The organism is Alkalihalobacillus sp. TS-13 (assembly GCF_019720915.1).
Lineage (GTDB): Bacteria > Bacillota > Bacilli > Bacillales > Fictibacillaceae > Pseudalkalibacillus.
The window spans coordinates 114,448-127,158 of record NZ_JAHKSI010000005.1; the positions used below are offsets into that span (position 1 = coordinate 114,448).

The 12,711-nt window shown below is 39.8% G+C and carries 9 protein-coding genes; 3 read left to right on the forward strand and 6 right to left on the reverse strand.

The features are described from left to right. Positions 1-117 precede the first annotated feature (117 nt). Positions 118-972, forward strand: coding sequence for a hypothetical protein (locus KOL94_RS22310; protein ID WP_221568872.1), 855 nt, complete (start codon positions 118-120; stop codon positions 970-972). Positions 973-1,012: 40 nt separating this feature from the next. After that, entirely contained in the window at positions 1,013-2,035 is a 1,023-nt protein-coding gene (locus KOL94_RS22315) for a hypothetical protein (RefSeq protein WP_221568873.1), read from the forward strand. A gap of 375 nt (positions 2,036-2,410) precedes the next feature. Here KOL94_RS22315 and KOL94_RS22320 read toward each other — a convergent pair whose 3' ends face one another. The 6 genes from KOL94_RS22320 to KOL94_RS22345 all read right to left on the reverse strand — a co-directional run bounded on the left by KOL94_RS22320 (position 2,411) and on the right by KOL94_RS22345 (position 11,210). Next, positions 2,411-3,931, reverse strand: coding sequence for a glycoside hydrolase family 32 protein (locus tag KOL94_RS22320; protein WP_221568874.1), 1,521 nt, complete (start codon positions 3,929-3,931; stop codon positions 2,411-2,413). Between the two features lie 119 nt (positions 3,932-4,050). Continuing rightward, the gene (locus KOL94_RS22325) at positions 4,051-5,511 is read right to left on the reverse strand and encodes a glycoside hydrolase family 68 protein (protein ID WP_221568875.1); all 1,461 of its coding nucleotides are present in this window, start codon (positions 5,509-5,511) and stop codon (positions 4,051-4,053) included. A gap of 190 nt (positions 5,512-5,701) precedes the next feature. Beyond that, positions 5,702-6,967, reverse strand: coding sequence for an ABC transporter substrate-binding protein (locus tag KOL94_RS22330; RefSeq protein WP_221568876.1), 1,266 nt, complete (start codon positions 6,965-6,967; stop codon positions 5,702-5,704). Between the two features lie 16 nt (positions 6,968-6,983). Next, positions 6,984-8,165 carry a response regulator transcription factor gene (locus tag KOL94_RS22335; protein ID WP_221568877.1) on the reverse strand — a complete coding sequence of 394 codons (1,182 nt, stop codon included), beginning with the start codon at positions 8,163-8,165 and terminating at the stop codon, positions 6,984-6,986. A gap of 33 nt (positions 8,166-8,198) precedes the next feature. Beyond that, on the reverse strand, positions 8,199-9,968 hold the full coding sequence (locus tag KOL94_RS22340) for a sensor histidine kinase (protein WP_221568878.1): 1,770 nt from the start codon (positions 9,966-9,968) through the stop codon (positions 8,199-8,201). A 471-nt stretch (positions 9,969-10,439) separates the two neighbouring features. Then, positions 10,440-11,210 carry a DeoR/GlpR family DNA-binding transcription regulator gene (locus KOL94_RS22345; RefSeq protein ID WP_221568879.1) on the reverse strand — a complete coding sequence of 257 codons (771 nt, stop codon included), beginning with the start codon at positions 11,208-11,210 and terminating at the stop codon, positions 10,440-10,442. A 462-nt stretch (positions 11,211-11,672) separates the two neighbouring features. Here KOL94_RS22345 and KOL94_RS22350 point away from each other — a divergent pair, with 462 nt between their 5' ends. Then, a complete protein-coding gene (locus KOL94_RS22350; RefSeq protein WP_221568880.1) occupies positions 11,673-12,644 on the forward strand; it encodes a substrate-binding domain-containing protein in 972 nt (323 codons plus the stop codon). Positions 12,645-12,711: the final 67 nt, after the last annotated feature.

Consider the following 12,711-nt stretch of genomic DNA (forward strand, 5'->3'; position numbering starts at 1 on the left):
TCAGGGAATAAGTAGGCCTATATGGCTATTTGTCTCACTTTGCCGTCAGCACCCGACATAATTTGCTAAAATCAATAGAAGATTATAAATATTGGGACTTGAAAGGGGGTGAAGTACGTGCGAATTCAAACCCTGATTGTTAAAGGGCTTATTGCGGGAGCATGTCTGTTAGTTCCATCTGAAGTTCTGGCGAACGACAATGGAAAACCAGATGAATTACCTGAACCTTTAGTAGGGGCAGATAATCAAGCAGAAGAACGTAAAAATGAAAACGCTTCAAAAAACACTGATAATAATAATCGACAAAATGAAAATGCAGATCGTAATGGAAAACAGGAGTTACCTGAACAAGCCAAAGCGGATCTTAAAAATGTCGATCAACCTCAGGAAAAAGGGAAATCGGTGCATGCGAATAAGGATGCAAAAGATAAGTCAGATGGGAACGGTGTTTCTAAGATAAAGAAACAAACGAATAAACCAAGCCAGGACACTGATCAATCCGGAACCTCAGTACATAATGACCGTGGTGAAGACATTAACCCTTTAAAAGATACATCTTTTTCTGAACCAAAACAGAGAAAAGATGGACAACATCCATCAAAAGAGAAGCTGAATTCCAGAAACAATCTCACTTTGAAATCTGATGACAAACAAACGAATGCAGTTAGAGACACAGCAAAATCCAAGTCTAATCAGCAGCCATTGCCACAAGATGAAAGTCCAGCTGATACACCATTTGTGATACATTCACAAACCGGATATAAACTATCAAAACAAAATCAAAATAAGGATGGATCTTCTAATACATCTGGAAATGGTTCTCTTTTCTATGCTTTATCTTTTTCAGGGACAGGTCCATTGGTCACACTTGATCGTGATTTCTTAGCTGAACATCGCAGAGAACATAATCAGTGGATCAATGCACCGCCTTCACCACCACCGAAATCCAGCCTTCTTCCTCATAGTGCTTAATGGATGAAAAATTTTAACTGAGAAGAAGGAGAGATTTTTAATGGTACGAGTTAACGGAAAAATGGTAGTCAAATCTTTAGTATTAGCAGGAGCGCTTGCATTTGGAACTTTTGTAGGTATTGATTCTGTTGAAGCAGCGGGTAATGGGAAAAAAGCTGATGTAAAAGTCCAAGCATTAGATGACGAAGGAAGAGCAGAATCTAAAACGAAAGTTAAGAATAATCCATCTGCTGAAAACAAAGCTAAATCTCAAGGGCACGTCAACGCCAGCGAAAAAGCAAAAGAAAATGCAGCACCTAATTCTGCTGTACAAGCTGGTTCTGAAACAGACGCAGATTCTGATGTAGAAACAGAAGTTGAACCTAAAGAAGAAAACGTGACGGTTGAAGAGCCAACTGATTCTGATGTGAAAACAGAAGAAACAAAAGAAACTGAAGTAGAAGAAGACGCAGAACAAGACAAAGAAACGGAAGAGCCAAAGGAAGAGAAGGTCAACCCCTCTTCAGAAAATAAGGCAAAATCCAGTGCTTATCATGCAAGTGACGTAGCAAAAGAAAATGCAGCTGAGAACTCTGCAGTTCATCTTTCGGTTGCTCCTGAATCAGATGAAGACACAAACTCTGAAGAAGAACCAACTGTCGAAACAGATGTCGAAGCTAAAACTGAAGAAGACGAAGATGCAGACGAAGAAACTGATGCGGATGAAGATTCTAATGAAGATGCAGACGAAGAAGCAAAAGAAGAAGGTGCAGACACAGAAGAAGTCACTGAAGAAGTTAACGTTTCTGCAGAAAACAAAGCAAATGCACAAGGACATGTGAACGCTAGTGAAACCGCAAAAGAACATGCTGCTGAAGGTTCTGCTGTTCTTGCTGGTACTACCGAAGACCCAACTTCTGAAACAGGTGAAGAAACTACTGAAGAAACTACTGAAGAAACAGACGTAGAAGAAGACGAAGAAACTGAAGTAGATGCTGATGAAGAAGTAACTGAGGAAACAGATGCGGAAACGGACCTGGAAACAGAAACGACAACTGAATCAAAAACAGTTACTCTGCCATAAGAATCACAATGGGGAAGAGGATGTCCAGAAAGTCAGTGAAATCTGATCTTTCTGGCATCCCTTTTCTCATTTGCTTGATAAAAAAGCACAAAAAAATCGTCCAATCCTGTAAAATGAAAGTTACCACACCTACACTACAGAAGGGACGATCTTTTATGTGCAATCTTTCGATTACTACTGAAAATTATAACACGGAAACGACTTCATCTCCAGATGGAAATCAGGGAGAAAACAAGTCTAAACGAACATTCCCACCTACTTTCAAGCCCTACAATAACCAACAACTTGGCCTTGTTTTATTTTAGGGACTTATCAGACAGCCCCAAAAAACTCTCTTTACGTTTTGTTAGTGACATAAAAACCTACGCTAGAGTTTTAATCATAAATGGAGTCGAAGTATTTTATTTCTATATTTTCAAAAGTTGCGGGGCCGCCTTCAGAATAGAGTGTGATGTTCTTATCCTCTAGTGGAGGGAACACCTGATTGGAGTGTACCACTTTACCATCATCTATAAATACTTCAACACTTGTTTTATCTACAAGGATCTTTAAGTGAACTTTTTTTTGACTTGGATCAAAAGGAGCAATACTTTCTATATACTTACCACTTTTATCTGGCTGGTCTGTTGATTTTCGATTGACATAAGAGTACTGGTCTTTTGGTGAAAGACCGACGTCCACATGACGCGTTTTGTCGGCTGATTCCCGAAGACGCAACCCTACGTTCCCGATCTTCGACCAGGATATCTCTGCTTCGATCTGGTAAACCGTACCAGTTGCCCCAATTGTTTTTGAGCCGTCGACCTCGATTTGTTGATAAGAATCTGAGGAATCTGTTAATTGACTTAGTTTTTCTAACGGCTGTGAACCCAAGTAATAGGAGTCCTCATCACCTTTTTTTAATTCTATTTTTCGAACGATGGAATCCAATCCGTTAAAATCCTCCTGGAGGGTAGGGGTATGGTCTGCGTATGCCCAATTGTTCATCCAAGCTAAAGCATATCGGTGGCTGAGCTGATTATCACTTGTCCCATCTTCAAACGTAACGCCGCCGTACCAATCGAAACCGTAATCCAGCCATTCAGGCTCTTCGTGATCGGGGATAAATTCATCACCATTGTAATTACCGACCCAGTAAGCATAAGTATTCGGCTTTCCGATCGACTTGCCATTGGCACTTACGCCCAACACCCATTTCACTGTTCCGTCGTTTGCCCGCATCTTATACAAGTCTGGGCATTCTACGAGCCCAATATCTTTTGTCTGAAATCCACTGGTGTAATTCCAGTCTTTTAGGTTTTTCGATTCATAAAAACCAATTTTTGTTCCTTCGGCCATGAGCATGACCCATTTCTGCTCTTGGTCATCCCAGATAACTTTAGGATCTCTGAAATCTTCGGCTCCTGGGTTCGACATTACCGGATGGTCACTATAGGAAGTAAACGTTTGGCCTCTATCCGTACTGTACCAGAGATACTGTTCCTGCTTTCCATTTGCAGAAGGCTGGGTAACGAGTGCTACTACAGCCTCTTCTCCAAAGCCGGCTGTATTATTTTGGTCTACCACAACAGAACCTGACCACGGATCCCCGTTTTCATTCGTGTATTTAGGAATAGCCACCCCTTCATCTTTCCAATGGACTAAATCTTTAGAGGTCGCATGACGCCACTCTGTTCCGTTGCCTTTGGGATAGTCTCCGTTATAGAGATAATAGTAGTGATATTTCCCATCCAGATAGATTGGTTTTTGGGGGTCATTCTTCCAGTTATCCGGAGCTGTAAAATGATAGTCTGCACGATACGTTTCCTTTTCTTGTGGTTCTTTTTCCCTATGGTCTGGTCGCTCAAAGATTAAAAACAAGCCTATGATCAAGAAAAAGAGAAGCGAGACAGCCATTTTCTTTGATTCTGCTTTACCATATCAGTTGCTCACCGCTTTTATAATGGATTAATTGAAAAGAAAAGAAAATGCCTAGAGAAGTCGGCATTTTCTTTTCATCCTAAAGCTTATTAAGCTTATTCTTCATTTATTGTAAGTTGTCCTTGTTTGAGGATTCCATCTTCTATAACGGAAGATTTAGGTCCTTTAAGGTCCAGCTTAAAGCTTGGAGAGAAAGTAGACTTTTTGTCTTCAAAATACCCTCTATTTGTCATATAGCTTGTAACAACAGTTTCATCGCTATTTTCTTGAGGGATTACATAGTGTGCGTAATTCCATGTCACATCATTTGGATCGAGGTCATGGTGTAAAACAATTCCCGTTTTGTTCATCGGCTTGTATGGACCGGTTAATGAATTTGACACATATCCCAACATGTAGATATCTTCATCATCAATGCCATCAATCGTCATTTTAGATCCGCGTGAACTTGTGAATAAGTACCATTTACCATCTTTTTTGAAAATGTTTGGACGTTCAATTTCATCCGTAACAGTGTTGGAAGCAATCAATGGGTCCATTACGTTCTTTAGTGTATAATCATCGTTGATTTCGATAATGCCGATCGCTCCGTTCGCCAGTTCAGCAAACTCTCTTTTCGGACTTTCTAACAGTTTAGCTTTTTCATCCTGGAAGTATTTTTCGCTCTTGCCATAGTACGCTTTGTTGTAAAGGGATTCCTCTCCAGAGTAGCCAAAGTCAGTTCCTGTATTGGCTTCAAACACCAGGTATTTACGGCCGTTTTCTTCTACATAGTGAGGGTCTCTTAACGTATGGTTTTCATTATAGTTAATATCTCCATTTCCAAAAGCCTGGTTGACATTTTGATAAACAGACCCATCGCCGCCTTCAAAAATTGACTTATGATCTTCGACGCCATCCACATTAAGAGTTCCTTGTTTTGGTTCAGATACGTTAACTTGCGCAGTAGTTAGCGTCTGTTTACCGTAAAGCTCCTTTTCTTCATTAAATTCTGTACGGTTGGTGTAGAATAAACGAATTTCTCCATCAGAGGTGAAGGTAGCGGAACCGGACCACTCTTCTGACTGATCTTTCAAATATTTATCGTCAGCTTTGTATTTATCTTCATCGTCGAATACACGTCCAGCGTTCTTCCACGCATCGATGGATTTCTCATCTGCTTTCTTATAGAACATGTAAATGAATGTGTCGTGTGCATTTTTTGGGTCACCTGCTAAACCGAATAGGATATGGTAGCCATTGTATTCGGCCACTGTACCGTCCGCGTTTTGGAGCGGCCATGTGTCCCAAACATCCATTTTAATTTCATTTCCGTTCTCGTCTGTTTTTGTAGCTGATGGAATGTTTTGAATGTTAGATGCGTCAAATTCAGGGACCGCATGATCATCGTGCTGCTTAATCATGTCCGCCATATCAGAACGCGTGATGTGGGAAATTCCGTAATCTTCTTTATGGTCCCGGGAATCAGCATGCGCGATCAATCCTTCCCCTCCTGCCAGAATTGCTGTGCTAAGCATGACTACTGTAGCTTGTTTGGCCAATCTTTTTACGTTCATATTCTTTCCTCCCATATTTTTTTTGCGGATTATTTTTTCGTTTTTCCGCTGTTTGACAATTTAAATTATAGGGGGGGATGGGCGGATCTGGATATGGAGGATATTGATTGGAATTTAGCTTTGATTTGATATATAGGATTTTCGTTCTATTTTGGGGAGAGGAGAGAGTGAAAAAAGCCCTGGAGAGGACTCACTGAGCCTTTTCCCAGGACTTTTGATATTCTTGCAATAGTTGCTCCTTATTAAGTTGGTTCTTTATATATTGTTGTGTGGCCGAACCAAATTCTTTTCTTACTCCTACTGGGAAATCAAACCAGTTGGAGGACAACGTTTGCCCTTTTTTATAATACTGTATGATTTGATCGGCAAGAGGACCTGAATTTTCCGGCTCGATATGCTTAAAAGCGGGAATGAATTTTAAGTGTTCGGTTAAGTATCGTTTTCCTTCTTCAGATGAAACCATCCAGTTTAAAAATTTTTTTGCTTCATTCTTTTTTTCTTCTGTTGTCTGTTTATTGACTACCCAGTAACTAGGTGTGTTAACGACTAAGGATTCCTTGTCCGGATCATCATTAATGGGAATAGGGATAATGCCGATGTTCATATCGGGGGATTGCTGGTCGATCATAGGCTGTATCCAGTTGCCCTGCAGGATAATCGCTGCATCTCCAGCTGCAAATGTATTTACTTCCATACTGTAGTCTGTCGAGAGTGGTTCATTGCTTCCATATTCTAAAGTGACATCCAACAAATGGAGGAGGTCCTTGAATTTCGGATTGTTGGGAATCGTTTCCTTCCCTTCATTCAAGTTTTTTATAAAAGCAGCTGGGTTATCCTGCTGGGCAAATGCGATATTCAAAAGATGGTCACCCAATTTCCATTTCTCATAGTAGCCAGTGGCAAAAGGTGTAATTCCTGCTTCTTGCAGTTTCTCAGCGGTAACTGTCAATTCAGTTAGTGTAGCAGGCATTGCCTTAATGCCTGCCTGCTTAAATAAATCTTTATTATAAATGAAGCCGTATCCTTCTAGGTTCATTGGCATTCCAAGTACTTTACCATCAAATCTCATCGGCGTTAATGTATCTTCAAGTGCATTCTCTACCCATGGCTGATCAGATAGGTCTTCTAAATAGTCGCTCCAAACTTTGGCGTTTTCATACCCGGGGTTTGTGAAAATATCGGGACCATTACCTGCAGCAATTTGGGCTTTAAGATCAGAAAAGTCATCCATCGCCCCACCGACCGTGTAGACTTCTATATTTACTTTTGGATGATTCGTTTCATAAGCCTGGACCATTTGCTCAAACTGTGAAGCAATCTCTACTTTTGGATTTCTTACTTTTAGTGTAATTTCCTGTTCTTTTATTGGTGTTTCTTTTGTCTCAGACTTTGACTGACATGCTGAAAGAGATAGGTTCAGCGTTCCGATTAAACATAAAAGTAAGACTTTTTTCATTCTGTCACCTCTTTTCTTATTCCGTAAACGATCTGCTGACAAATTGCTGTCTTTTGTTTCGAAACTCAAAAGGTGTGACGCCTACGACCTTTTTGAACAGTTTCGAAAAATATTTCTCATCTTGATAGCCTAGCAATAAAGAAATCGAGTAAATGGTTTCTTCTGTTTCTTTTAACCAAATTTTAGCCTGGTCAATTCTTAATTTCGTAATATATTTAGACAAAGGCAATCCGGTTTCTTCCTTGAATTTCCTTGAAATATGTTCTCGGCTGAAGAAGAATAGGTTGGATAGTTTCTCCAAACTCAACTCCTCCATATAAAAATCATTTACATAGGAAACGATATCCTTTATTCGGCGGGGGGTATCCAAATCATCCATTCGATGATTTGACCGATACTCGTGATTATCGATGGCTGTTTGTAAAGTTTGATAGGAGCTTGGAATATCCGTTAATGAATATAATCGCTCACCACTCACAAGTCGAATAGGTATATCAAATTCTTGACTCATCCATTCTTCTATCGTTAGCCATTCGTCTTTAATGCTGATGACAAGACAAAGATTTCGATCAAAGTGTAGAGAAAACGCATTTCCTAATTTTCTTTGAACGAGCATGTCTGCCAGTAAATCAACATAAGGATCAGGGTGATGCATTTGATAAAAAGAAATTAACGATAATTCATATTGATCAGCAGTAGGGAGGTATGGGAGGATGTCATCTGGTTCAAAAGCTTCCCCCATGCAAGCCGCTGTCATTATTTGATTGAGCCACAGCTTTTTTAAGTCTTTATCGACTGTTTGATCCGAATGTCGGGATTTTTGGTCATTCTTCCAGCTTTCCACTGCTTCAGATAACGTTTTGTTAAAGGGCTCAGGTTCTATCGGCTTCAAAAGATAATCGAAACTGCTGTATTTAATCGCTTGGCGCATAAATGAATAATCGTTGTACCCTGTAATGAATATGACCTTACCGGGATAAGAAATGCCGTCGAGCCATTCTATGATATCTATTCCGGTCATTCCTGGCATTTTAATATCCGTAAAAATCAGTTCAGGTTGAGATTCATCAATAATTGTTTTTGCTTCTTGACCATCGCTTGCTTCTAAAATCTCAGTTATGCCGTGCTGGTCCCATTGTCCTAAATAGCGCAGGACGTCGCGTACATTCATTTCATCATCAGCAATTAAAGCCTTCAAAAACTATCCCTCCTCCGTATATGAAACTGGCTATCATACATTGGCTGTTGAACTCGTTTGGATTGGACAGGGAATGAAAATCTTCACGTGGAACCCTTGCCCTTGATCCGTGTCTACTTCTAACCCTGCCCTTTTGTTGTAATTAAGAACCAAACGATCATGAATATTTTTTAAACCAATATGTTTATGTGAATATAAGCTTTCATGAGGATCTGTATATATTTTTTTCCTTAACATTTGGAGCTGTTTCTCCGGCAGACTTTCTCCGTCATTCTCTACGATAAGGTGTAAGAAGCCGTCTTGTATTTCCCCGCGTATTGATAGACGAGCTTTATAATTGCCCTTTTCATAACAATGCTTAAAAAAGTTCTCAACGAGTGGCTGAAGAATCATACTGGGTATCGTCGTATTAAGAACCGTTTCGTTCATTTCTATGGAGTAATTCACATTATTTCGGAAACGTTCCATTTGCAGGGTGAGATAGGATTCAATATAATTCACTTCATCTTGTACGAGTACCCACTCGTCTGCCTGTATGGAGTAACGCATCATCTTCGATAAAGACGTTACGAGACGGTATACGTTAGGCGTCTTTGATCTTAAAGCAACTGCACCAATTGATTGCAGGGCATTGAATAAGAAATGAGGATTCACTTGGGCCTTTAAAGCTCTGAATTGGTTTTCCTTATTTTCAATCTCAAGCTTATATTCACGATCAATGTGAAGGTTAATGCGATTCATCATATCTTTCATATGTTTCTCCAAATAACCGATTTCGTCTTGTCTAGAGTCATCAAAGGGAACGTTCATTTCACTGCCTTCTATCATGCGTACTTTTTGAGTCAGTTGTTTGATCGGATGGGTAATTCGAATCGTAATCATACTGATCATCAACAACCCTAATAAACCTACACCTATCCCGACCAATATACTTGTATAGGCCGTTTTCCTGACATCATGAAATAAGATTTCACTAGGCGTGATCTTCACCAATTTCCATTGATGGAGTGGGCTGGATAAAGTTCTTGATAAGATAATATCATCACCCCTACCGCCATCTTCTTTCATTTGCTGTTGCAGCTCAGCAGTCACGGGCTTGCCGATAAGACTACGGTTGTTTGCATAAATCACTTGATCGTTTTCGTCAACCAGTAACACGGTCTCTTCGTTTTCCTGAATTAGGTTATTGCATATTTGAGTGTACATATCTGAATCGATGTCAGTAGTCAGGATTCCGAGAAATTCGTTTGTGAGCACATCTACTATTTTATGATGGAGTGTTATGACCACAGTGTTGTCTGACTGGGGAACAATCGCTGCATTATTATAATTCTCAATAGGGTGAGGCGGTTCTAATATGTACTTTAAGTTCGAATGATAGAGTTTGTTCATCAAGTCCTGATCTAAAAAATCAGGTTTTGATTTTCGCGCACTGACCATTCCATTATATACAGCGATGGATTCCCTATCCTGATTTAAATAAAGCCGTACCTGCCGGATTTCGCTCCGCATCAAATAGTAATTTTTTAAGCTTTTCTCTAGGTAAGCTGAATCATCTACATCATTATTAAATATCCGGAACAACTCAGGGTCACGATACAGGATGTATGGGAGGTTGATCATTTCCTCAAAGTATTGATTGAGTTCTTCTGAGCTCTCCTGCAATTGTGCCCGGCTGTTTTCGAGTTCATTCTGCTCCACACTATTTTTCGTATAGCTGTAAATTAAAAAAACAGACAAAAAATAGGGCAGGATGATGAACACAAGCAGCATTAACAATAACCGGCGCTGAATGCTTTTCATCTCAAAGCGCCCCTTTCACGAGAGGACCAATGGAAAAATATTTTACTTATAGCAAGATAATGGATACGTTGAGAGTGGATTTGATTGAAAGATGGTTTAGGACTACTCTATTAAATAGCAAAGAAATTCATAATATCCTAAACTATAACAAACATGTAAAAAGCGTCAATCATGCCGTAGCGTATAGTACATAGTAGGGGTAATCCGCTGAGCACCTGATTTCGGAAACGCTCACAAAAAAATGTAAACGTTATATAGAATTGAAAAAATGAAACAAATTGACTATCTAGATGATGGAATTTATGGGGAAAAGGAGGGCTAAGTTCTCATCCTTAAATTAGTGAAATATCCGGGAAGATGGAGAGGCTGGCTTTAAGCTTCATAGAAACGAAAGAGGTGTAATCACTAAAGAGGCTCCATTAATAGGATCCTCTTTTTTGTGAGAATGGAGAATTAAATATTCTTATAGTTTTAAAGTTTTACGATATGTACGTTCACGCCATTACGCTTCATTTCCTCTTCGAAATGGTCCTGTACTTTATCGTCTACGATACAAAAGTCTATATCGGATAGGTCAGCAACTTTAGCAAAATTCACCTTGCCGATTTTACTATGATCAGTCAATAGGATGGTTTGCCTGGAGTTCGTGATCATCATACGCTTAATACGAGCCTCGGTTAGGTTAGGTGTGGTAATGATACCTTCTTTAAGATCCAAACCATTAGTACCAATAAATGCTTTATCAATTCGAATCATATTGAGCGATTGTTCGGCAAAAGGTCCGACCAATGCAGATGTTTCTCTTCGTAAATTACCGCCTAGCAGCATTACATCCAAGCCAGGAATATCTGCCAGCTCCTGCATGATAATGATCGAGTTGGTCACAATGGAAAGATTGGAAAAGGTCTTTAACTCTTTTACAAGTTCATAAGTTGTAGTTCCTGAATCTAGAAGGATGGCATCGCCTGGGTTAATGAACTCTACCGCTTTTTTAGCAATGGCTTGCTTTTCTGCGATATAGTCTTTTTTTCTATCTCCGATTGATGCCTCATAACCGACCGGCTGTAAGAGGATGGCACCGCCATGTGTCCTTTTAATATTATTTGTTTCCTCAAGTTCTTTAAGATCCCTTCGGATCGTAGACTCTGAAACATTAAATTGCTGACTTAAATCATGAACGGACGCCCGAGACATATGGCGTAAGTATTCAAGAATTTGCGCTTTACGCTCTTCCATAAACATGAAGCAATTCTCCCTTCGTAAACGTTTTCTTTTTATCATTATAGACTAATCTCGAAGTCTTAAAGTAATAAGATGATTGCGCGATTCCTGATTTTTGACTTGCGATCATACACATTTATCTTCATGTGGCTAAAAATAAGCATAAGTAATCAAATTAATTCAAACTGTATGATGAGAATAATCATGGGAAAGAGCATTAAGTAGGGATTTATAAAGAGATTCGTTATATTTTTAATTTTTAGAAAACTTATTGACAATCATCAAATACGCATATATCATCATTAATAAGCATAAACAATCACAACCAATATTGGGATTTATTACACATATAACAAAATCATTCCTTTAATCGGCTAAATGAAATATGTGTAACGGTGATTAGAAAGGAGGGAGAATGTTCGTTCATTTGTAAGCGTATTCATCGATTTCTGAAAATAATCCATCGAGGGGGAAGTAATAAAAATGCAAATCAAACAAAAGAAGATCGGTGTAATTTTAATGGGAATTCTGCTTCTATTCGCGTCTGCATGTGGAAATAACGAAACTTCTGGGCAGGAAAATGAAAGCGCTGGCAACAAAAAAGGGGATCTTAAGATCGGATTGACGCTCAACAATCTGGCAAACCCGTTTTTCGTGTCGATGAGTGAAGCTGCTGGAGAATATGCGGAAGAATTAGGAGCTGAAATTATCATCCAGGCGGCTGATGCAGATTTAGCTAAGCAAACCTCTCAAATAGAGGACTTCATTACCCAAGGGGTGGATCTTATTTTATTGAATGCTGTTGATTCTGAGGGAATCGCCGGGGCTGTCGCTCAAGCAGATGCAGCCGGAATCCCCGTCATTAGCGTTGATGTCGGGGCTGGTGGAGGGATTGAAGGTACGGTTACCTCTGATAACTACCAGGCAGGAGTTCTCGCAGCTGAATATATGATTGAAGATCTTGGTGGAAAGGGAAATGTCGTTGTAATTGACGGACCTCCTGTTACCGCTGTAAAAGATCGGATTGCGGGGTTTGAAGATACGATTGAAGGAACTGATATTAAAGTGATCGCTAAGCAAAATGGCGAAGGAAACCGTGAAAAAGGGTTGCAGGTGATGGAGAGCATTCTGCAGGCGAATAAGCCAGGAACCATTGATGCTGTTTTTGCCAACAACGACCCTGTAGCCATTGGGGCTGAGATTGCACAGCAGCAAGCTGGCCGCCAGGATGAGTTTTACATTGTGGGTGTCGATGGCTCTCCTGATGTTATTAAAGCGATGAAGAAAGAGGGAAGTTCGATTGCAGGAACATCGGCCCAGAATCCGAGTGAAATGGTCAAAAAAGCTATGGATGTTGGGATCCAGGTATTGGATGGCGAATCTATCGAAGAAGTGATCAAAATCCCAGTAGATTTAGTGACTCAAGACAACTTAGATTCCTATAAAGGTTGGTAATCTTTATATCGAACGTACGGTCCTTGTGGTTTCAACAAGGGCCGTCATTTCAATCAAGGAAGGGTGA